This is a genomic window from Flintibacter faecis, assembly GCF_014287875.1.
Taxonomy (GTDB): domain Bacteria; phylum Bacillota; class Clostridia; order Oscillospirales; family Oscillospiraceae; genus Lawsonibacter; species Lawsonibacter faecis_A.
The window spans coordinates 134,516-155,450 of sequence record NZ_JACOPN010000007.1 but is presented as its reverse complement, the minus strand read 5'-3'; the positions used below and the strand labels follow the sequence as shown (position 1 = coordinate 155,450).

The following is a 20,935-nucleotide window of genomic DNA, read 5'->3' as shown; positions in this document are numbered from 1 at the left end:
AAGAGCCGGACCCGGCGTTTTGCTTTTTCAGGCGGCGTTCGTGTGCGGTCCAAACGAAGCGGTTCCCCGGGACCGCCACACCAAAAGGAGGTGCCGACAAATGGCAAAGGCAGGCGCGCGCATCAAGATCACCCTTCGGTGCTCTGAGTGCAAGCAGAGAAACTACAACACCATGAAGAACAAGAAGAATACCCCCGACCGTCTTGAGCTGAACAAGTATTGCCCCTTCTGCAGAAAGCACACTGTCCACAATGAGACCAAGTAATTGCGTCTTTCAGGATGTAAGGAAAGAAGGGTAACGCAAATGGCTGAGAACGAAAAGCTGGAGCAGGCTGCCCAGGCCGGTTCCGACAAGGTGAAGAAGGACAAGAAGGCCGACAAAAAGGCCAAGCCCAGTCTGTTCGCCCGGGTCGGCAGATGGCTGAAGGATATGAAGAGCGAGCTGAAGAAGGTCCAGTGGCCCACCCGCAAGCAGACCATCAACAACACGCTGATCGTCATCGCCTGCGTCATCGTGGTCGGCGTGTTCATCTGGATCTTTGACTATATCGCCGGCAGCGCCATCGACGTGCTCCTCACTCTCCTGAGGTAACGGAATGGCTGACAATGCGAATTGGTATGTGGTCCACACCTATTCCGGCTATGAGAATACGGTGAAGGCGACCATCGAGAAGTACGTGGAAAACCGCGGGATGCAGGACCTCATCCACGAGATCAGCATTCCCCTGGAGACCGTGACCGAGATCACGGACAACGGCCCCAAGGAAGTGGAGCGCAAGGTGTTCCCCGGCTATGTGCTGGTGAAGATGGTCATGAACGACGAGACCTGGCATGTGGTGCGGAACATCCGCGGCGTCACTGGATTTTTGGGCGAGGGCAACAAGGCCATCCCCCTGTCCGAGGCCGATGTGGCCGCCCTTGGCGTGGAAAAGCGCGAGGTGGTGGTCAGCTATCAGGAGGGCGACACCGTTCGGATCACCGACGGCGCGCTGGAGTCCTTCCTGGGCACGGTGGAGGAGATCGACCTGGACCGCAGCAAGGTCCGCGTGGTGGTGTCCATGTTTGGACGCGAGACCCCCGTGGAGCTGGAGCTGGACCAGGTGGAACCCGCCAACGACTGATTTTCCCGGCAGTCCCCTTTTTAAGAGGGGACAGGCGCGGCAGCCGTAAATGCCCCGCCGAAACGTGGGAGGGACGCCGGAAACGTCCCGCCAAACTGGGCAGAGAACGCCCAACCCAACCACATTTTTTCAATGGAGGTGCTCTTTCGTGGCACAGAAAGTAACTGGATATGTAAAGCTTCAGATCCCCGCCGGCAAGGCGACTCCCGCCCCCCCTGTTGGTCCTGCCCTGGGTCAGCACGGCGTGAACATTGCCGCTTTTACCAAGGAGTTTAACGAGCGCACCAAGAACGACGTGGGCATGATCATCCCCGTCATCATCACCGTGTACGCCGACCGCTCCTTCACCTTTGTGACCAAGACCCCCCCCGCGGCCGTTCTCATCAAGAAGGCCTGCAACATCGAGTCTGGCTCTGGTGTGCCCAACAAGACCAAGGTCGCCACCATCAGCAAGGAAGATGTGCGCAAGATCGCTGAGACCAAGATGCCCGACCTGAACGCCGCCAGCGTCGAGGCCGCCATGAGCATGATCGCCGGTACTGCCCGCTCCATGGGCGTTGTCGTGGGCGAGTAAGGAGGGGTAGAGAATGTTTAGAGGCAAGAAGTATCAGGATAGCGCCAAGAAGATCGACAAGAACGCGCAGTATGATGCCAACGAGGCCATGGGCCTGGTCGTTGAGACCGCTACCGCTAAGTTCGACGAGACCGTCGAGCTGCACGTGAAGCTGGGTGTTGACTCCCGCCACGCTGACCAGCAGGTCCGCGGCGCCATCGTCCTGCCCCACGGCACCGGCAAGACCCAGCGCGTGCTGGTGTTCGCCAAGGCCGCCAAGGCCGACGAGGCCCGTGCCGCCGGCGCTGACTATGTGGGCGAGATGGACCTGGTGGAGAAGATCCAGAAGGAGAACTGGTTCGACTTCGACGTGGTCGTGGCTACCCCCGACATGATGGGCGTTGTGGGCCGTCTGGGTAAGGTCCTGGGCCCCAAGGGCCTGATGCCCTCCCCCAAGGCCGGCACCGTGACCATGGACGTGACCAAGGCCGTCCACGAGATCAAGGCCGGTAAGGTGGAGTATCGTCTGGACAAGACCAACATCATCCACTGCCCCATCGGCAAGGTGTCCTTCGGTGCCGAGAAGCTGGCTGAGAACTTTAACGCCATCATGGGCGCGATCATCAAGGCCAAGCCCTCCGCTTCCAAGGGCCAGTATGTGAGAAGCTGCACCGTGGCCGCCACCATGGGCCCCGGCATCAAGATCAACGGCGCTAAGCTGGTCTGAGCTTGACAAAGGCAGCGTTCCTGACATCAGTCGGGAGCACAAATTTGTTTCTCTCACCGGGACAGGTTTTGCTTGACAAAGCCTGTCCCGGATGATAGAATATTCTAGCGTTCAAAGACAGCAGGTGCCCCAGTCGGGCGTAATCCCTGCCGAGAGTGCATTCAACGACATAGTTTGAATGGTACTGTCCTCCTGTCTTTTGACGCGGAGGATTTTTATTTTGTTGGAGGTGAATCCAAAATGCCTAACGCAAAGGTTCTTTCCGAGAAGCAGGCCGTGGTGGCCGCGCTGACCGAGCAGCTGAAGAACGCTTCCAGCGGCGTGCTGGTGGACTATAAGGGTATCACCGTGGCCGAGGACACCGCCCTTCGTACCGAGCTGCGCCAGAACGAGGTGCAGTACGGCGTGGTGAAGAACACCCTGGTCCGTTTTGCGCTGAACAACGTGGGCCTGGAGGGTCTGGATGACGTGCTCAACGGCACCACTTCTCTGGCCACCAGCGCCGGCGATCCCATCGCCCCCATGCGTGTCGTCAATAAGTACGTCAAGCAGCTCAACGGTAAGTTTGAGATCAAGGGCGGCTTTATGGACGGCAAGGTGATCTCCCTGGAGGAGATCCAGGCTCTGGCCGAGCTGCCCTCTAAGGAGGTCCTGCAGGCTCAGGCTCTGGGCATGATGCTGGCTCCCATTACCAGCCTGGCTATCGTCCTGAAGGCCATCGCCGAGAAGAATGGCGAGCCCGCCGAGGCCGAGGCCTCCGCTGCCGAGTAAATTTTCCCGGCACACGGCGCTTAAAAAAGCGCACATTTAAATTTTAAAAAAACCAATTTTAGGAGGTATTTCACCATGGCTAGCGAGAAGATTACCGCTATGATCGAGGAAGTGAAGGCCCTGACCGTTCTGGAGCTGTCCGAGCTGGTTAAGGCTCTGGAGGAGGAGTTCGGCGTTTCCGCCGCCGCTATGGCCGCTCCCGCCGCCGGCGGCGCTGCTGCTGAGGCTGCTGAGGAGAAGACCGAGTTTGACGTTGTCCTGGCTGGCTTCGATGCCGCTGCCAAGATCAAGGTCATCAAGGCTGTCCGCGAGATCACCGGCCTGGGCCTGGCTGAGGCCAAGGGCGTGGTCGAGGGCGCTCCCAAGACCCTGAAGGAGGCCGTGTCCAAGGACGAGGCCGAGGAGATGAAGAAGAAGCTGGAAGAGGCCGGCGCCAAGGTCGAGCTGAAGTAAGCTTTTTCCCCCATATGTGCTTAAACCCCCCGAGGAAAATGCCCCGGGGGGTTTCTATATTGGGAATAATCATACAGAATAAATGAAAAACATTGCATACAGCCGAGAGAAATGCTATCATTGCCGTGCGTATGCAAAAATTCTAAGTGCGGCGGAGAACTTAAAGCATGGAACTATATGATGTGTTGGATCAGATCGACCAGGTGATCTATCTCAGTGATTTAGATACCTGCGAAGTCATATTTGTCAATCGCTGCGGGAAGAAGCAGTATGGCCCGGTGACACCCGGGGTAAAATGCTATGAATATCTGCAGGGCGTGGATGCCCCCTGTGCCTTCTGTACCAACCAGCGCCTGCGGGAGGACCCGGACCACCGCTATACCTGGCACCGGAAACTGCCGGGCATAGGTCATCTGCTGCTCCACGACAGCATCGTCACGGTGAATGGCCGCCCCTGCCGCATGGAGCTGGCGGTGAATGTGACCCGCTATGCCCACATCTTTGAGGCGGAGCTGAGTCTGGCCACAGAGCAGAAGCTGGTGGAGTGCATTGACAAGCTGGTGCTGTCTGACGACTTTGATGCCGCCATGGACCAGGTGCTGGAGATCATCCGCCAGCAGTATCAGGCGGCCCGGGCCTATGTGTTCCGCATCGACTGGGATAAGGGGACGGCCACCAACACCTATGAGGTGTGCGCCCCCGGGGTCACGTCGGAGATCCAGAATCTCCAGGCCGTGCCCCTGGAGAACATGCGGGAATGGCTGGAGGTGCTGAAGGAACGGAAGGGCAAGCTGATGACCATCCACAGCATTGAGGCCCTGAAAGATATTCCGGGCCGCCAGGAGGAGTATGCGTGTCTGTCCGCCCAGGGCATCCAGGCGGTGGCCGAGGTGCCCATCTTCTGCAAGGACAAGCTCTATGGCTTTTTGGGCGTGGACGACCCGCAGGGGGGCATGGAGTCCACCGAGCTGCTGACCCACATCGCCTATTTCATCTCTGACGAGGTACAAAAGCGGGAGTTGCACGCCCGGCTGCTGGCCAACAGCTATACCGACACCCTCACCGGTCTGCCCAACCGCCTGTCCTATGACGAGACCATCGACAGCCTGCAGGGCAGAGAACTGCCCACCGGCGTGGGCTATCTGGACATCAACGGCCTGAAATGGGTGAACGACCACCTGGGTCACGCCTATGGCAACCAGGTGATCTTAAAGGCCTGCCAGGTCATGTGCCGGTTCTTTCCCAAGAAGCAGATCTATCGGGTCAGCGGGGACGAATTTGTGATAATCTGCTCCGACATGGGCTACCGCCCCTTTTGGTCTGCCTGCCGGGCCATGGAAAAGGAACTGAAAAACAGCCAGGAGGGCCTGGCCACCTTTGGCTATGCCTGGGGGTCGGAGACAGAGGACTTAAACGAGCTGCTCCACAAAGCGGAGCAGGTGATGTATGCCCAGCGGCGAAAATACGCCATGCGGGGGGACAGCAGCCCCCGCCGCCCGGGCCGCCCGGAGTATCTGGACGGGCTGCTGCGGGAGTTCCGCCAGAGCAAGTTCGTAGTCTATCTCCAGCCCCTGTATGGGGTGGAGCAGGGGGCGGTCATCGGGGCGGAGGCCCTGGTGCGGAGGATCGGTGAGGACGGCAGTGTCTGCGCCCCCTTTGAATTTGTCCACATGATGGAGGAGGAAAACCTGATCTCCGTGGTGGACTATGAGATGCTGGAGCAGTCCTGCCGCCTGCTGAGGGACGTGGGGCAGAGGTGGCCCGGCTTTCAGCTCGCATGCAACATGTCCCGGAACACCCTGGCGGAGCTGGATTACTTAGACCGCATCGACGATATTCTGACGCGCACCGGCGTGGACCACAGCCAGCTTATCTTCGAGGTGACCGAGTCCTCCCGGGGGCTGCAGCTGGAGAGCATTGAGGACCGGCTGAACGCCCTGAAGGCCCGGGGCATCGCCGTGGCCGTGGACGACATGGGCACGGAGTGCTCCTGCCTGGAGATGCTCTATCTGCCCCAGCTGGACCTGGTCAAGATCGACCGGAGCCTGATCTCCAAAGCCGACCACGGCCCCCGGGAACAGGCGGTCATCGGCTCCCTCATCGACCTGTGCCACAAGCTGGGCCTGGGCTGTGTCGCCGAGGGCATCGAGACAAAGGAACAGGGCCAGCTGCTGAAAAGCCTGGGCTGTGACCGCCTGCAGGGCTATTACTTCGGCCGCCCCATGCCCCCCGAGGAGTTCTTCTCCCGGTTTGGGCCGGGGATGCAGGAGCACCGGATATGATCATTTTGTGATCCATATGACCCCCGCCTGTGATGGAACAGGCGGGGGTTTTCCACATTCTGCGCCGGGATCGTGGGAAGTTTTCAGAAAGTTTAGATTTTATGGTTTCGCCGTTTATCCTTTTGCATTACAATAGGGGCAGAACGAGAAAACACGGCCCTGCAAGGGGCGAGACGGTGGGATACGATGCAGAAGAAGCTGTTTTTCTTTCATACCTTTGCCCTGGTCACGGCCATGGCCATCACCCAGGCGGTGACCGGGGACTATGACCTGATTTTGCTGGATCTGATGCTGCCCGGGTGCAGCGGCTATGACGTGTGCCGGGTCATCCGGGACAAGACCGACGTGCCCATTTTGATGGTCACCGCCCGGACGGAGTCGGTGGACAAGATCCGGGGCCTGGGGCTGGGGGCGGACGACTATGTGGCCAAGCCCTTTGACCCGGCGGAGCTGGTGGCCCGGGTGAAGGCCCACCTGGCCCGGTATCAGCGCCTGACCCAGGGCGGTCAAAGGGCGGAAAACGGCCAGGTCATCCGGGTGGCCGATGTGGAGATCTATCCCCAGAGCTGGAAGGTGTATAAGGCCGGGCGGGAGCTCAAAATGCCCAACCGGGAGTTTGAGCTTTTAAAGTTCCTGGCCGAGCATCCCAACATCGTCTTTTCCAAGGACCGCTTGTTCGAGACCATCTGGGGCTTTGACTATGTGGGCGACAGCGCCACTGTCACCGTCCACGTGGGCCGCATCCGGGACAAGATCGAGGACGACCCCTCCAAGCCCCGCATCATCGAGACCGTGTGGGGCGCAGGGTATCGGCTGAATGCAAAGGGGTAAAAAATAAGCCTTCCCCTGGGGGAAGGTGCCCCAGTGCGCACACTGGGGCGGATGAGGGGAACGCCGAAGGGCAGTGAGTTCTCGCGTTAGAACGAGTAGAGCCTTCCCCCTCCCAGGGGGAAGGTGGTCCCGAAGGGACCGGATAAGGGTGGGTATCGTGGGTGCGGTGGTCATCGTGGGCGGACCTCCGTGTCCGCCCGTCGACAACGGATGCACCCACGTGGTCCCCCTCATCCGTCATGGCTGCGCCATGCCACCTTCTCCCCTGCGGGGCGAAGGCTAGACCTGTTCTGACGGGAATGCTCGGATATCGCAACCCTTCCCCTCATCCGTCACGGCTGCGCCGCGCCACCTTCCCCCAGGGGAAGGCTAAAAAAGCTCCGCCACGTCGGCGGAGCTTTTTGCTGTCTATTACTGTTCGCCGTGGTACCGCTTGGCGGCGGCGATGAAGTCCCGGAACAGGGGGTGGGCCTTGTTGGGGCGGCTCTTCAGCTCGGGGTGGAACTGGACGCCCACGAACCAGGGGTGGTCGGGCAGCTCCACGATCTCCACCAGGCGCTCGTCGGGGGAGAGGCCGGCCAGCTTCAACCCGGCCTGGGTCAGCTCCTGGCGGTAGTCGTTGTTGAACTCATAGCGGTGGCGGTGGCGCTCGGCGATCTCGTCTGCGCCATAGGCCCGATAGGTAAAGCTGTCATGGTCGGTGATGCAGCAGGGATAGGCCCCCAGGCGCATGGTGCCGCCCTTGTCCGTCACGCCCCGCTGGTCGGGCATCAGGTCGATGACCGGGTGGGTGGTGGTCTGAGACAGCTCGCTGGAGTGGGCGTCGGCCATGCCGCACACATGGCGGGCAAACTCCACCACGGCCATCTGCATCCCCAGGCAGATGCCCAGGAAGGGGACTTGATTCTCCCGGGCAAAGCGCACGGCGGAGATCTTGCCCTCGATGCCCCGGTCGCCAAAGCCGCCGGGAACCAGCACGCCGTCTGCCCCCGCCAGCAGCTGGGCGGCGTTCTCGTCGGTGACGGTCTCGGAGTCCACCCAGCGGATCTTCACCTTCTGCTGGTTTTCAATGCCGCCGTGGGTCAGGGCCTCCACCACGGAGAGATAGGCGTCGTGGAGGGCCACATACTTGCCCACCAGGGCGATCTCCACCGTGCCGGTGGGGTGCTTGGCCCGATGGACCATGGTGGCCCACTCGGTGAGGTCGGGCATGTGGCAGATGAGCCCCAGGCGGCGGACCACCACGTCGGCCAGCCCCTCCCGCTCCAGCATCAGGGGGACCTCATACAGGATGTCCGCCGTCAGGTTGGGGATGGCGTTCTCCACGGGGATGTTGCAGAAGAGGGAGATCTTCTCCAGGATGTCCCGGGGCACGGGGGAATCGCTGCGGCAGATGATCACGTCGGGCTGGATGCCCAGGGACAGCAGCTCCTTGGCCGAGTGCTGGGTGGGCTTGCTCTTCAGCTCGCCGGTGCCGGGGATGGACACGATGAGGGAGACGTGGAGGAACATCACGTTCTGGCGGCCCCGCTCGGCGGCCACCTGGCGGATGGACTCCAAAAAGGGCTGAGACTCGATGTCGCCCACGGTGCCGCCGATCTCCACGATGGCCACGTCGGTGTCGGGGGTGTCCAGGGAGTAGATGTTCCGCTTGATCTCGTTGGTGATGTGGGGGATGATCTGCACGGTGCCCCCCAGATAGTCCCCCCGGCGCTCCCGGTTGAGCACGTTCCAATAGACCTTGCCGGAGGAGACGGAGGAGTTGAAGGTCAGGTTCTCGTCGATGAACCGCTCGTAGTGGCCCAGGTCCAGGTCGGTCTCCGCCCCGTCGTCGGTGACGAACACCTCCCCGTGCTGATAGGGGCTCATGGTGCCGGGGTCCACGTTGAGATAGGGGTCCAGCTTCTGGACCTTGACCCGCAGGCCCCGCTGCTTCAGCAGACGGCCCAGGCTGGCCGCCGTAATGCCCTTGCCCAAGCCGGACACCACACCGCCGGTGACGAAAATATACTTGACTGCCATATAGATTCCTCCGTTTTAGAATTGGAATAATAAAATTAGAGACCGTATGAAAGCCTTCTCCTGGGAGAAGGTGGCGCAGCACAGCTGCGACGGATGAGGGGAACGCTGCCGATGAGCAAGCATTTTCGACGGAAGAGCGGAAAGCCCTTTGGCGTTCCCCTCATCCGCCCCCTTCGGGGGCACCTTCCCCCAGGGGAAGGCAAAACATTACCCCCCCAAAAAAGGGGAGGGGCACCCCTGGGAGAACCTTCTCCCAACGGGCGCCCCATTGCGCTTATCTGTGATAGAGTTTGTTGGTCTGATACTGGGGCTCGCAGGTGAGCTGCAGTCCCAGCTTGCGGTAGGTGATCTCGTCCGCCGGAGACAGGATGACGGAGCAGTGGGCCTGGCAGCCCTTTAAATCGGCCAGGGCCCGCAGGGCCTCGGCGGCCTTGGGCTCCGCGTTGGCGGAGGAGGCCAGGGCGATGAGCACCTCGTCGCTGTGCAGGCGGGGGTTGTTGGAGCCCAGGTATTTCACCTTCACCGTCTGGATGGGCTCGATGGCCGACTGGGCGATGAGGTGGACCCCGTGTCCCCCGGCCCCGGAGAGTTTTTTCAGGGCGTTGAGCAGGGCGGCGGCGGAGCAGCCCATCAGGTCAGAGGTCTTGCCGCACACCAGGCTGCCGTCGGGCAGTTCGATGGCCATGGCGGGCTCGCCGGTCTCCCGGGCCACCCGGTTGGCCTCGGTGACCACGGGGCGGATGTCGGCGGTAACGCCGGCCTGCTGCATGAGCAGCTCCAGCTTATAGACGGCGCTGTCGCTGCCCTTGCCCTGGCGGCGCTCGCACAGGGCGTCGTAATACCGGCGGATGATCTCCTGCCGGGCGGCCTGCTGACAGGCCTGGTCGTCCACGATGCAGTTGCCCGCCATGTTTACCCCCATGTCGGTGGGGGACTGATAGGGGCAGCGGCCCAGGATCTGCTGGAACATGGCGGACAGGACGGGGAAGACCTCCACGTCCCGGTTATAGTTCACCGTGGTCTCCCCATAGGCCTGGAGGTGGAAGGGGTCGATCATGTTCACGTCGTCCAGGTCGGCGGTGGCCGCCTCGTAGGCCAGGTTCACCGGGTGCTTCAGGGGCAGGTTCCAGATGGGGAAGGTCTCGAACTTGGCGTAGCCCGCCACCACGCCCCGCTTGTGGTCGTGGTAGAGTTGGCTCAAGCAGGTGGCCATTTTGCCGCTGCCCGGGCCGGGGGCGGTGACCACCACCAGGGGGCGGCTGGTCTCCAGATACTCGTTTTTGCCAAAGCCCTCGTCGCTGACGATCTTGGAGATGTTGTGGGGATAGCCCTCGATGGGATAGTGGCGGCAGACCTTGATGCCCAGGCCCTCCAGCCGGGCCTGGAACAGGTCGGCGGCGGGCTGGCCGGTATAGCGGGTGACCACCACGCCGCCCACCGGCAGGCCCCGGCTGCGGAAGATGTCGATGAGCCGCAGCACGTCGCTGTCATAGGTGATGCCCAGGTCGCCCCGGACCTTGTTCTTCTCGATGTCTCCGGCGTTGATGGCGATGATGATCTCCGCCTTGTCCTTCAGCTGCTCCAGCATGCGGATCTTACTGTCAGGCTCGAACCCGGGCAGCACCCGGGAGGCGTGGTAGTCGTCAAACAGCTTTCCGCCGAACTCCAGATACAGCTTTCCGCCGAACTTAGAGATGCGGTCCCGGATGTGCTGAGACTGCATTTGCAGGTACTGTTGGTTGTCAAAGCCGACTTTTGCCAAGGCGATCTCCCCCTCTTAACAAAAAACTACACAATCATCAAATATTTTACCCCGCCTGGAGAACAGCGTCAAGAGGTTTTCCGCCGGGCGGCGGCCAAAGTCCGGCGGAATTTCCGGGAAAATTTCGATGATTTTTCTGTTTTCCTCTTTACTGTTGGTAATGCTTTCAGGTATACTATACCAAGTGTATTGCAAACTTTTGAGGTGACTGCTTGTGAATGAAGAATTTTCCCGCACCCTGTCCCTGCTGCGGCAGGAGAAGGGGGTCAGTCAGCGCGCCGCCGCGGGGGTGCTGGGCATCTCCCAGGCGCTGCTGTCTCACTATGAAAACGGCATCCGGGAGCCGGGTCTGTCCTTTGTGGTAAAGGCCTGCGACTACTACGGGGTGTCCGCCGACTTTTTGCTGGGCCGCACCCTCAGCCGCCAGGGCACCACCATCGCCCCGGAGGAGCTGTATGACCTGAGCGACGAGAAGGACAACTCCGTGCGGGGGGGCGTGCTGGCCCTGCTGTCCAAAAAGCTGCTGGTGAACTCGGTGGGCGCTCTGTTCGACCTGCTGGCCAAAACGGGCAGCCGGGATGCCATCCGTACCGCCTCCAACTATCTGTCCACCGCCCTGTATGTGGTCTATCGCCACCTATATCAGGCCAACCCGGACAACAACCCGGACTTTTTCTCTGTCTCCCCCCAGCAATTCCACGCCGGTCTGGCCGATGCGGACATGAAGTGCTCCCTGGCCGAGCTGGAGGATGCCCTGGCCGCCCGGGTGAAGGAGAAGGGCCCAATGCCGTCTATGTCCAACAATGACCTGGTGAAGAGCTGCCCCACCCTCTACCCCTCCCTGCTCCAGGTGGTCCACAGCGCCGGAGAGCGGGTGGCCGCCCTGCTGCCCCCCCGACAGAGCGGCAAAAAGTAAGACCGCAAGATATGCGGAGCCTGTTTTAACTTCTGGAGGATATCTATGACCGAACGAGATAAGATCAGAAATTTCAGCATCATCGCCCACATCGACCACGGCAAGTCCACCCTGTCCGACCGGCTGATCGAGCAGTGCCACGCCGTGGAGCAGCGGCAGATGGAGTCCCAGCTGCTGGACAACATGGACCTGGAGCGGGAGCGGGGCATCACCATCAAGGCCCGGGCCGTCCGCCTGGAATATAAGGCCCAGGACGGGGAGACCTATCACCTGAACCTCATCGACACCCCGGGCCATGTGGACTTTAACTATGAGGTGTCCCGGTCCCTGGCCGCCTGCGAGGGCGCGGTGCTCATCGTGGATGCCAGCCAGGGCATCGAGGCCCAGACTCTGGCCAACACCTATCTGGCCATGGAGCACGACCTGGAGATCCTGCCTGTGCTCAACAAGATCGACCTGCCCGCCGCCGACCCCCAGCGGGTGAAGGACGAGATCGAGAACATTTTAGCCCTGCCCGCCCAGGACGCCCCAGAGATCTCCGCCAAGCAGGGCATCAACATCCCCGCCGTGCTGGAGGACATCGTGCAGAACATCCCCGCCCCGGAGGGGGACCCCAGCGCCCCATTAGAAGCCCTGATCTTCGACAGCCAGTATGACCCCTATCAGGGTGTCATCGTCTATTTCCGGGTGATGAACGGCACCATCCAAAAGGGCATGAACGTGAAGATGATGGCCTCCGGCGCTGCGTATCAGGTGCTGGACTGCGGCTATCTGCGGCCCTTGGGCATGGAGTCCTCCGGCCAGCTCACCGCTGGAGAGGTGGGCTGGTTCACCGCCTCCATCAAAAACGTGAAGGACACCCGGGTGGGCGACACCATCACCGGCGTGGAGGACCCGGCGGCCCAGCCCCTGCCCGGCTATCGCCCCGCCCAGGCCATGGTCTATTGCGGCATCTACACCGAGGACGGCAGCAAATACCCCGACCTGCGGGACGCTTTGGAGAAGCTGCAGCTGAACGACGCGTCGTTGTCCTTTGAGCCGGAGTCCTCCGTGGCCCTGGGCTTCGGCTTCCGATGCGGCTTTTTGGGGATGCTCCACATGGAGATCATCCAGGAGCGGCTGGAGCGGGAGTTTGACCTGGACCTGGTGACCACCCTGCCCTCTGTCATCTACGAGGTGACCAAGACCGACGGCGAGGTGGTTCGGGTGGACAACCCCCACAACTACCCCGACCCCGGTGCCATCTCCGAGGCACGGGAGCCCTTTGCCAAGGTGACCATCATCGCCCCGCCCGACTATGTGGGCAATATCATGCCCATGTGCCAGGACCGCCGGGGCGTGTTCAAGGACATGCAGTATCTGGACACCAACCTGGTGGAGCTGCACTACTCCATGCCCATCGGGGAGATCATCTATGACTTCTTCGATGCCCTGAAGGCCAATACCAAGGGCTATGCCAGCCTGGATTACGAGCTGGAGGGCTATCAGCCCAGCCAGCTGGTGAAGGTGGACCTGCTGCTCAACGGCGAGCAGGTGGATGCCCTGTCCTTCATCGTCCACAAGGACAAGGCCTATGCCCGGGCCCGGCGCATCTGCGAAAAGCTGAAGGAGAACATCCCCCGCCAGCTGTTCGAGGTGCCCGTCCAGGCCGCCATCGGCGGCAAGGTCATCGCCCGGGAGACGGTGAAGGCCATGCGCAAGGACGTGCTGGCCAAGTGCTATGGCGGCGACATCAGCCGAAAGAAAAAGCTGCTGGAGAAGCAGAAAGAGGGCAAGAAGAAAATGCGCTCTCTGGGGTCCGTCCAGCTGCCCACCGAGGCATTTATGGCGGTGCTCAAACTGGACGAGGAGTAACTGCATTTTCTTTTGGCCCTCTGGGGCCCCATCGCAGATGGGGCGGTGCGATAAGCACCGTAAATTCGCAGCGCAGCGGAGAATTTGCGCAGGGCGAATTCACTTCGTCCGAGCATTGAAAAAAGAGGGACCCCGCCCGGCAGGGCCGGGTGGGAGCGGCAAAAAGAAAATGCGCTCTCTGGGCTCTGTCCAGCTGCCCACCGAGGCATTCATGGCGGTGCTCAAACTGGACGAGGAGTAACTGCATTTTCTTTTGGCCCTCTGGGGCCCCATCGCAGATGGGGCGGTGCGATAAGCACCGTAAATTCGCAGCGCAGCGGAGAATTTGCGCAGGGCGAATTCACTTCGCCCGAGCATTGAAAAAAGAGGGAGCCCGCCCGGCAGGGCCGGGTGGGAGCGGCAAAAAGAAAATGCGCTCTCTGGGCTCTGTCCAGCTGCCCACCGAGGCATTTATGGCGGTGCTCAAACTGGACGAGGAGTGAGACCTATAACCCCCTCAGTCGCCTGGGGCGGCTGAGGGGGTTAGAAAAGAAGATACCCTGCCGGGGGATTGACAATTTTCCAAATCATGTTATACTGAGCACAAAGAGGGGCGCTGCCGGTAGACGGGAGTCCCCGCGATTACAAGAAGTAACCGTTAGCCGGGAAAGCTTTGGCGGTTACTTCTTTTTATTGATCTGGAGGACCAGAGAAATGATGCTGACGATCAAAATGCCGAGCTGGAACAGGTCGGAATAAGTGACCATGACATCACCCCCCTCCGATGTAGTGGAGGAGGTACAAAGAAGAGCGGCCTCCTCCCGAAGAAGGGGCCTCCCGCCTACCGTGTACTGGCAGCGCCAGCGCATACCCATGCGCCATGAGAATTATAGCATAATATGTATGGATTGGCAAGAAAATCCTTTTGGAAAAGGTGCCTTGCAAGATTAAAAAATTCCCGGATGCTGGGGAAGCATCCGGGAATCTTTTTTGTCGATATTACTTGGCGTATTCGATGGCCTTGGTCTCGCGGAGAAGGTGGACCTTGATCTGGCCGGGGTACTCCAGCTCGTCCTCGATCTTCTTGGCGATGTCCCGGGCCAGCAGGACCATCTGGTCCTCGCTGATGACCTCGGGCTTGACCATGATGCGCACCTCGCGGCCGGCCTGGATGGCGAAGGACTTCTCCACGCCGGGGAAGGAGGAGGTGATCTCCTCCAGCATCTCCAGCCGCTTGATATAGTTTTCCACGTTCTCCCGCCGGGCACCGGGACGGGCGGCGGAGATGGCATCGGCGGCCTGGACCAGGCAGGCCACGATGGTCCGGGGCTCCACATCGTTGTGGTGGGCCTGGATGGCGTGGATGATGTTCTCGCTCTCATGGTACTTCCGGGCCAGCTCCACGCCGATCTGGACGTGGGAGCCCTCCACCTCGTGGTCCACCGACTTGCCCAGGTCGTGGAGCAGGCCGGCCCGCTTGGCCTCGGCCACATTGGCACCGATCTCGGCGGCCAGCAGCCCGGCGATGTGGGAGACCTCGATGGAGTGGTTGAGCACGTTTTGGCCATAGCTGGTGCGGTAGCGCATCCGGCCCAGCAGCTTGACCAGCTCCGGGTGCAGGCCGTGGACGTTGGTCTCGAAGATGGCGCGCTCGCCCTCGGACTTGATGACGGCATCCACCTCGCGCTTGGCCTTCTCCACCATCTCCTCGATGCGGGCGGGGTGGATGCGGCCGTCCAGGATGAGCTTCTCCAGGGCCAGCCGGGCGATCTCCCGGCGGACGGGGTCGAAGCAGGAGACGGTGATGGCCTCGGGCGTGTCGTCGATGATCAGGTCCACGCCGGTAAGGGTCTCCAGGGTGCGGATGTTCCGGCCCTCACGGCCAATGATCCGGCCCTTCATCTCGTCGTTGGGCAGGGGGACCACAGACACGGTGGCCTCGGCCACATGGTCGGCGGCATAGCGCTGGATGGCCAGGGAGATGATCTCCCGGGCCTTGGTATCCGCCTCGTCCTTAAAGCGGGCCTCGATCTCTTTGATCTTCATGGCGGACTCGTGGGTCACGTCCTGCTCCAGCTGCTGGAGCAGATAGTTCTTGGCCTCGTCGGCGGTGAAACCGGAGATGCGCTCCAGCATCTCCAGCTGGTTCTGCTTGGCCTGCTCGGCCTCGGCCTGGGTACTCTCCAGCTTGGCCAGGCGGGCGGTGAGCTGCTCTTCTTTTTTCTCGATATTGTCGGTCTTGCGGTCCAGGGTCTCTTCCTTCTGCTGAAGGCGGTGCTCCTGGCGCTGCAGGTCGGCCCGGCGCTCCTTCACCTCGCGCTCGTGCTCGTTGCGGGCCTTGAGGATCTCCTCCTTTGCTTCCACCATGGCCTCGCGCTTTTTGCTCTCGGCGCTTTTATACGCCTCGTTGATGATGCGCTTGGCCTCGTCCTCTGCCGAGCCGATCTCCCGCTCGGCAGATTTCTTCCGCTGCTGGATGCCAACAGGGACCCCCACCGCCAGACCGATCACGATACCGATGATCGCTCCGATAAGATAGGGAAACATCGCGTTATTTACACCTCCAGAAAAATTTAGCTGGGGCGGACCGCCCCAGCGCCCGTGTGTGGACAACATCCCCCACGGGGCTTGTACATAAAAATGAGCCGCAAGCGACGATGCGCCCCCGCGGCCGCTGAAAAACATCCCCAGGTTTTTCATCTTTTGTCCTAATATATATTTTAAGGGCACGGGGCATTTCTGTCAAGGACAATTCCCGGGTAAAGCCGCCGCCAGAGCGGAAAAAACCGGGCAGTTTTCCCCCAAAAACCACCCGGTTCGTTCTGTATTCAAAAACAATGGCGCTGCCCGCTCAGACCTGCCGGGGCAGGGAGTCGTCCTCCTGGATCCAGTCCTCCACCTGGACCACGGAGTATTCCCGCTGGGTGTTGCGGATGACCACCCGGGCCACGCCCGCGTTGATGATGACCCGGCGGCACATGGAGCAGGAGGTGGCATCGTGGAGGAGGCTGCCGTCCTTGGCCTCCCGCCCGGCCAGATAGAGGGTGGAGCCCAGGGTGTCCCGCCGGGCGGCGGAGATGATGGCGTTCATCTCCGCGTGGACGGAGCGGCACAGCTCGTACCGCTGGCCGGAGGGGACGTTCATGGCCTCCCGGGCGCAATAGCCCAGGTCCATGCAGTTTTTTCGGCCCCGGGGCGCGCCGTTATAGCCGGTGGAGACGATCTCGTCGTTCTTGACGATGATGGCCCCATAGCACCGGCGCAGGCAGGTGGAGCGCTCCAGCACCGTTTCGGCGATGTCCAGATAGTAATTCTCTTTGTCGATGCGGTCCATTCGCTTTATCATGAAAAATACTCCTTTCCCGGAACGAATTTTTGATTGAGACCAGTATAGCCCATCTTTCTCCCAGGCGCAACGGGGAGATGGGGGTGAATTTACATTTTGTTTACGAATGTCTCCTTGACGCATTCCGGGGAACGCGCTATCATTATTCTAGTATTTCGGCAGGCGTATCTCGCCTGCCGCTCTTCACTAGAGGGGGCCCTTTTTATGATCCGAAACGCCATCCGGCGATTTATGTATGGCCGATATGGAAACGACCAGCTGAACCTGTTTTTGATCGTTTTATATCTGGCGCTCTATCTGCTCTTTGCCGCCACCCGCTTTGTGCCCCTTTACTGGCTGACGGTGGTGCTGATTCTCGCGGCCCTGTTCCGTACCCTGTCCCGGAACCTGACCCGCCGCCGGGAGGAGAACGACAGGTTTCTGTGTCTCGTCGACCCCGCCGTGCGCTGGCTGCGGCTGCACCGTACCATCCGCCGGGACAAGGAGCACCGATATTTCAAGTGCCCCAACTGCGGCCAGATGCTGCGGGTGCCCCGGGGAAAGGGCAAGATCACCGTCACTTGCCGGGGCTGCGGGGCCAGCTTTCAGGAAAACAGCTGAATTTCCGATCATTTTACAAAGAACCGCCGTGCGGCGCTTGGAAAAGCGGGGCACGGCGGCTCTTTTCTGCCTGCGGGGCTTCCTTTTTGCGGGAACTTGTGCTATGCTTAACCTGTGTTGTTGTGGGCATTCGTCCCAAACGGCGCACCGTGTTTCCAAATGAGATTTGAGGAGGAGTTCCCTTACATGAGCCCCAATTATGATGTTGTCATCCTGGGCTGCGGCGAGGCCGGTATCTTCGCCGCCTACGAGCTGACCCACCTGCACCCCGGATTGAAGGTCCTGGCCCTGGACCAGGGTCAGGATATCTATCACCGCAGCTGCCCCATTGTGGCGGGCAAGGTGAAGGAGTGCATCCACTGCCCCGTGTGCCACACCATGTGCGGCTTCGGCGGCGCGGGTGCCTTTTCCGATGGCAAGTTCAACTTTACCACCCAGTTCGGCGGCTGGCTCACCGATTTTATTGAGCCCAAGGAAGTGATGGACCTCATCGACTATGTGGACTCCATCAATGTGGCCCACGGGGCCACCACCCAGTGCTTCTCCACCGCCACCCCCGAGGCCAAGGCCCTGGAGCGCCGGGCCCTGGCATACGATCTGCACCTGCTTCAGGCCCGGTGCAAGCACCTGGGCACTGAGAACAACCTGCGCATCCTCACCAACATCTATGAGGGGCTGCGGGACAAGCTGGAGTTCCGCTTTAACACCGAGGTGACCCACATCGCCCAGGCCGACGGGGGCTATCGCCTGACCACCGCCAGCGGGGAAGAAATTTCCTGCCGCTACCTCATCGCCGCCCCCGGCCGCTCCGGTGCGGAGTGGTTCTCCAACCAGTGCAAGGAGCTGGGTCTGGAGCTGCTGAACAACCAGGTGGACATCGGCGTGCGGGTGGAGCTGCCCGCCAGCGTGTTCGAGCACATCACCGATGTGGTCTATGAGTCCAAGCTGGTCTACCGCACCAAGCAGTATGGCGACCAGGTGCGCACCTTCTGCATGAACCCCTATGGCCACGTGGTGGCCGAGAACGTGGAGGGCATCAACACGGTGAACGGCCACTCCTATGCCGACCCCGCCCTCCGCTCGGAGAATACCAACTTCGCCCTGCTGGTGAGCAACCGCTTCACCAAGCCCTTTAACGAGCCCTACCGCTACGGCAAGCATGTGGCCTCCCTGTCCAACATGCTGGCCGGGGGCGTGCTGGTCCAGCGCTTTGGCGACCTGGTGGGGGGCCGCCGCACCAACGAGCACCGGATGAGCAAGTCCTTCGTCCGGCCCACCCTCACCGCCGCCGTCCCCGGCGACCTGTCCCTGACCCTGCCCAAGCGCCAGCTGGACAACATCATCGAGATGATCTATCAGCTGGACAAGATCGCCCCGGGCACGGCTAACTACGACACCCTGCTCTACGGGGCGGAGGTGAAGTTCTACTCTGCCCGCCTGCAGCTCTCCGCCGAGCTGGAGACCGCCCTGCCCGGCTTCTTCGCCGCCGGTGACGGCGCAGGCGTCACCCGTGGCCTGGCCCAGGCCGGAGCCTCCGGCGTTCAGGCCGCCCGGGCGGTGGTCCGCCGCATGGGCTGACCGGGATAAGTCCCTTCGGCGCGCCGCCCCGTCCATCCCCGGCGGGGCGGCGCATCTGCATTTTTTCCGTCATTTTCGACGGGCGGGTTTCTCTCCTTCAGAACGCGCCCCGGTTTTGTTTCCGGGGGCTATGCAACTTTACCATCGTCCCCGGCGGAAAAATGTTCAGGTGAAATGCGCCCTGTTTGCAACGGTTATCCACATTTTCCACAGGGTTTTCCACAGCACGTTATGTCAACGGAAATACAACTTTACCCGCTCTTAACCGTTTCATTACATTTGTCAAGGGTGAAAATTCGACAAACTTTGACTGGCCCCTTTTTTGCAGGACGGTCCCGGCCCGCCGTCGAAATTCTCCCTTGAGATCGGAGGTCATTATGTCTCTGCCCGCTGATACCATCGCCGCCATCTCCACCCCCCCGGGCCCCGGGGCCATCGGCATTCTGCGCCTGTCCGGCCCCCGGGCCGTGGAGGTGGCCCAGGCCAGCTTCCGCCCCTTGAACAAAATGCCCCTCAGCCAGCACCGCCCCCACGAGCTGGTGTACGGCGACCTGCTGGACCGGGATGGCCAGCCCATCGACCGGGTGCTGTGTACCTTCAGCCGGGGCCCGGTGAGCTACACCGGGGAGGACACGGCAGAATTTCAGTGCCACGGCTCCCCCATGGTGCTGTCCCTGGGGCTGGAGGCCCTGTTCTCCCGGGGGGCCCGCCAGGCCCGGGCCGGGGAATTTACCCGCCGGGCCTTTCTCAACGGCAAGCTGGACCTGGCCCAGGCCGAGGCGGTGGGCGACCTGCTGGAGGCCCGCAGCCGGGAGGGAGCCCGCCACGCCGCCGGTCAGCTCACCGGGGCCCTGTCCCGGCGCATTGCCGGGGTCTACTCCGCCCTGGTGGATATCATGGCCCACTTCCACGCCGTGCTGGACTACCCTGACGAGGACATCGACCCCTTCCGCATGGAGGAACTGAGCGGGCAGCTGTCCCGGCAGGAGGCCGCCCTCCGCGCCCTGGCGGGGAGCTATCGCCGGGGGCAGTATATCCGGGACGGGGTGCCCTGCGCCATCGTGGGCCGCCCCAATGCGGGCAAGTCCTCCCTGCTCAACGCCCTGGTGGGCTTTGACCGGGCCATCGTCACCAACATCCCCGGCACCACCCGGGACACGGTGGAGGAGCGGGCAGAGCTGGGGGGCGTGACCTTGCGGCTCATCGACACCGCCGGCCTGCGGGACTCGGACGACCCCATCGAGCAGCTGGGGGTGGAGCGCAGCCGGGCCGCCATGGAGGAGGCCGCCCTGGTGCTGCTGGTGGTGGACGGCACAGAGAAGGCCACCCGGGAGGACGCCGCCCTGGCCCGGGCCATCGCCGGGACGGGCAAGCCCTGGGTCCTGGTCCGCTCCAAGGGGGACCTCGCCGGGGAGAACGCCGACGATCTGGCCGCCCTGGCTGAGGGTGCGCCCCTGGTCTCCCTCAGCGCCAGAACGGGGGAGGGCCTGGACGAGCTGGGCCGGGCGGTGGAAGAGCTGTTCCCCCAGGGGAGCGAGGACAAGGCCGGGGAGCTCATCACCAACGCCCGCCAGGCCGAGGCGGCGGGCCGTGCCCTGGACTGCGTGGTCCGGGCGGGTCAGGCTCTGACCGACGGAGTGACCCCCGACGCCCTCCTTACCGACGTGGAGGAGGCCCTGGAGGCCCTGGGCGAGCTCACCGGCCAGTCCGTCCGGGAGGACGTGACCGACCGCATCTTCTCCAAATTCTGCGTGGGGAAATAACATGTAAACGGGCGGGCCGCCTGGCCCGCCCGCTTTTTCGCCTTCCCCTGGGGGAAGGTGACCCGCAGGGCCGGATGAGGGTGAGTATCGTGGATGCGGTGGTCATCGTGGGCGGACACAGAGGTCCGCCCCTACAGACGACCTACGTGACACGCCGTAGGGGCCGACCTCCGTGTCGGCCCGTCGTTGACATGTGCGCCCCCGTGGTCCCCCTCATCCGTCATGGCTGCGCCATGCCACCTTCCCCCCTGCGGGGGGAAGGCCAGGCTGTCGAAAAAGTCCTTCCAGCCGAAGGATTCGGAGGGAGGGATAGTTGGAAAGGGAACCGTCAGGGTTCCCTTTCCTTGAAATCAACAACATTTTAACGCAGTTAAAAT

General features: G+C 61.8%; 19 protein-coding genes and 1 other annotated feature. Of the genes, 14 read left to right on the top strand and 5 right to left on the bottom strand.

Features of this window, described 5'->3' with window-relative positions:
• Positions 1–100 precede the first annotated feature (100 nt).
• The 9 genes from rpmG (at position 101) to H8S55_RS10795 (ending at position 6,738) form a co-directional block, all read left to right on the top strand.
• Positions 101–265, top strand: a complete 165-nt coding sequence (gene rpmG / locus H8S55_RS10835; RefSeq protein WP_147563131.1) for a 50S ribosomal protein L33 — start codon at positions 101–103, stop codon at positions 263–265.
• A gap of 39 nt (positions 266–304) precedes the next feature.
• Positions 305–592 (top strand): preprotein translocase subunit SecE, encoded by a 288-nt coding sequence (secE, locus tag H8S55_RS10830; RefSeq protein ID WP_186878983.1) that lies wholly within the window; start codon positions 305–307, stop codon positions 590–592.
• Between the two features lie 4 nt (positions 593–596).
• Positions 597–1,121, top strand: coding sequence for a transcription termination/antitermination protein NusG (nusG, locus tag H8S55_RS10825; protein ID WP_147563129.1), 525 nt, complete (start codon positions 597–599; stop codon positions 1,119–1,121).
• 148 nt (positions 1,122–1,269) lie between these two features.
• The gene (gene rplK / locus H8S55_RS10820) at positions 1,270–1,695 is read left to right on the top strand and encodes a 50S ribosomal protein L11 (protein ID WP_087396349.1); all 426 of its coding nucleotides are present in this window, start codon (positions 1,270–1,272) and stop codon (positions 1,693–1,695) included.
• A gap of 13 nt (positions 1,696–1,708) precedes the next feature.
• Positions 1,709–2,401: a 50S ribosomal protein L1 gene (gene rplA, locus H8S55_RS10815; RefSeq protein ID WP_147563127.1), complete on the top strand. Its 693-nt coding sequence runs from the start codon at positions 1,709–1,711 to the stop codon at positions 2,399–2,401.
• 93 nt (positions 2,402–2,494) lie between these two features.
• Positions 2,495–2,628: a sequence feature (ribosomal protein L10 leader region), on the top strand.
• A 13-nt stretch (positions 2,629–2,641) separates the two neighbouring features.
• Positions 2,642–3,172 (top strand): 50S ribosomal protein L10, encoded by a 531-nt coding sequence (rplJ, locus tag H8S55_RS10810; protein ID WP_186878982.1) that lies wholly within the window; start codon positions 2,642–2,644, stop codon positions 3,170–3,172.
• A 75-nt stretch (positions 3,173–3,247) separates the two neighbouring features.
• Positions 3,248–3,625: a 50S ribosomal protein L7/L12 gene (gene rplL, locus H8S55_RS10805; RefSeq protein WP_147563125.1), complete on the top strand. Its 378-nt coding sequence runs from the start codon at positions 3,248–3,250 to the stop codon at positions 3,623–3,625.
• A 167-nt stretch (positions 3,626–3,792) separates the two neighbouring features.
• Complete coding sequence (locus tag H8S55_RS10800) at positions 3,793–5,907, top strand: GGDEF domain-containing protein (RefSeq protein WP_186878981.1); 2,115 nt, start codon at positions 3,793–3,795, stop codon at positions 5,905–5,907.
• Positions 5,908–6,093: 186 nt separating this feature from the next.
• A complete protein-coding gene (locus H8S55_RS10795) occupies positions 6,094–6,738 on the top strand; it encodes a winged helix-turn-helix domain-containing protein (protein WP_186878980.1) in 645 nt (214 codons plus the stop codon).
• A gap of 411 nt (positions 6,739–7,149) precedes the next feature.
• On the opposite strand, the gene pyrG is transcribed toward H8S55_RS10795, so the two are convergent.
• Both pyrG and H8S55_RS10785 read right to left on the bottom strand, forming a co-directional pair.
• Positions 7,150–8,760 (bottom strand): CTP synthase, encoded by a 1,611-nt coding sequence (gene pyrG, locus H8S55_RS10790; protein WP_147563122.1) that lies wholly within the window; start codon positions 8,758–8,760, stop codon positions 7,150–7,152.
• 274 nt (positions 8,761–9,034) lie between these two features.
• Positions 9,035–10,522, bottom strand: coding sequence for a DUF1846 domain-containing protein (locus H8S55_RS10785; RefSeq protein WP_147563121.1), 1,488 nt, complete (start codon positions 10,520–10,522; stop codon positions 9,035–9,037).
• A 214-nt stretch (positions 10,523–10,736) separates the two neighbouring features.
• On the opposite strand from H8S55_RS10785, the gene H8S55_RS10780 reads away from it, so the two are divergent.
• Together H8S55_RS10780 and lepA are read left to right on the top strand one after the other, a co-directional pair.
• Complete coding sequence (locus H8S55_RS10780; RefSeq protein WP_186878979.1) at positions 10,737–11,438, top strand: helix-turn-helix domain-containing protein; 702 nt, start codon at positions 10,737–10,739, stop codon at positions 11,436–11,438.
• A 45-nt stretch (positions 11,439–11,483) separates the two neighbouring features.
• Entirely contained in the window at positions 11,484–13,292 is a 1,809-nt protein-coding gene (gene lepA, locus H8S55_RS10775) for a translation elongation factor 4 (RefSeq protein WP_147563119.1), read from the top strand.
• A 659-nt stretch (positions 13,293–13,951) separates the two neighbouring features.
• Here the strand turns inward: lepA and H8S55_RS10770 are convergent.
• From H8S55_RS10770 to H8S55_RS10760, 3 genes are all read right to left on the bottom strand, one after another.
• Complete coding sequence (locus H8S55_RS10770; RefSeq protein WP_147563118.1) at positions 13,952–14,140, bottom strand: putative holin-like toxin; 189 nt, start codon at positions 14,138–14,140, stop codon at positions 13,952–13,954.
• Between the two features lie 130 nt (positions 14,141–14,270).
• The gene (rny, locus tag H8S55_RS10765) at positions 14,271–15,818 is read right to left on the bottom strand and encodes a ribonuclease Y (RefSeq protein WP_186878978.1); all 1,548 of its coding nucleotides are present in this window, start codon (positions 15,816–15,818) and stop codon (positions 14,271–14,273) included.
• A gap of 304 nt (positions 15,819–16,122) precedes the next feature.
• Entirely contained in the window at positions 16,123–16,605 is a 483-nt protein-coding gene (locus H8S55_RS10760; protein ID WP_147563141.1) for a deoxycytidylate deaminase, read from the bottom strand.
• 216 nt (positions 16,606–16,821) lie between these two features.
• Between H8S55_RS10760 and H8S55_RS10755 the strand changes: the two genes are divergently transcribed.
• The 3 genes from H8S55_RS10755 to mnmE all read left to right on the top strand — a co-directional run bounded on the left by H8S55_RS10755 (position 16,822) and on the right by mnmE (position 20,558).
• On the top strand, positions 16,822–17,217 hold the full coding sequence (locus H8S55_RS10755) for a hypothetical protein (protein ID WP_186878977.1): 396 nt from the start codon (positions 16,822–16,824) through the stop codon (positions 17,215–17,217).
• 186 nt (positions 17,218–17,403) lie between these two features.
• A complete protein-coding gene (locus tag H8S55_RS10750) occupies positions 17,404–18,795 on the top strand; it encodes an NAD(P)/FAD-dependent oxidoreductase (protein ID WP_186878976.1) in 1,392 nt (463 codons plus the stop codon).
• 377 nt (positions 18,796–19,172) lie between these two features.
• On the top strand, positions 19,173–20,558 hold the full coding sequence (gene mnmE, locus H8S55_RS10745; protein WP_186878975.1) for a tRNA uridine-5-carboxymethylaminomethyl(34) synthesis GTPase MnmE: 1,386 nt from the start codon (positions 19,173–19,175) through the stop codon (positions 20,556–20,558).
• Positions 20,559–20,935 lie beyond the last annotated feature (377 nt).

Bases quoted from the DNA above. Each gene is read 5' to 3' on its own strand.
- lepA (WP_147563119.1), top strand. From the start codon at position 11,484: ATGACCGAACGAGATAAGATCAGAAATTTCAGCATCATCGCCCACATC.
- rplA (WP_147563127.1), top strand. From the start codon at position 1,709: ATGTTTAGAGGCAAGAAGTATCAGGATAGCGCCAAGAAGATCGACAAG.
- rplJ (WP_186878982.1), top strand. From the start codon at position 2,642: ATGCCTAACGCAAAGGTTCTTTCCGAGAAGCAGGCCGTGGTGGCCGCG.
- mnmE (WP_186878975.1), top strand. From the start codon at position 19,173: ATGTCTCTGCCCGCTGATACCATCGCCGCCATCTCCACCCCCCCGGGC.
- pyrG (WP_147563122.1), bottom strand. From the start codon at position 8,760: ATGGCAGTCAAGTATATTTTCGTCACCGGCGGTGTGGTGTCCGGCTTG.
- H8S55_RS10770 (WP_147563118.1), bottom strand. From the start codon at position 14,140: ATGCGCTGGCGCTGCCAGTACACGGTAGGCGGGAGGCCCCTTCTTCGG.
- secE (WP_186878983.1), top strand. From the start codon at position 305: ATGGCTGAGAACGAAAAGCTGGAGCAGGCTGCCCAGGCCGGTTCCGAC.
- rny (WP_186878978.1), bottom strand. From the start codon at position 15,818: ATGTTTCCCTATCTTATCGGAGCGATCATCGGTATCGTGATCGGTCTG.
- H8S55_RS10750 (WP_186878976.1), top strand. From the start codon at position 17,404: ATGAGCCCCAATTATGATGTTGTCATCCTGGGCTGCGGCGAGGCCGGT.
- H8S55_RS10755 (WP_186878977.1), top strand. From the start codon at position 16,822: ATGATCCGAAACGCCATCCGGCGATTTATGTATGGCCGATATGGAAAC.
- H8S55_RS10760 (WP_147563141.1), bottom strand. From the start codon at position 16,605: ATGGACCGCATCGACAAAGAGAATTACTATCTGGACATCGCCGAAACG.
- rplL (WP_147563125.1), top strand. From the start codon at position 3,248: ATGGCTAGCGAGAAGATTACCGCTATGATCGAGGAAGTGAAGGCCCTG.
- H8S55_RS10800 (WP_186878981.1), top strand. From the start codon at position 3,793: ATGGAACTATATGATGTGTTGGATCAGATCGACCAGGTGATCTATCTC.
- H8S55_RS10795 (WP_186878980.1), top strand. From the start codon at position 6,094: ATGCAGAAGAAGCTGTTTTTCTTTCATACCTTTGCCCTGGTCACGGCC.
- nusG (WP_147563129.1), top strand. From the start codon at position 597: ATGGCTGACAATGCGAATTGGTATGTGGTCCACACCTATTCCGGCTAT.
- rpmG (WP_147563131.1), top strand. From the start codon at position 101: ATGGCAAAGGCAGGCGCGCGCATCAAGATCACCCTTCGGTGCTCTGAG.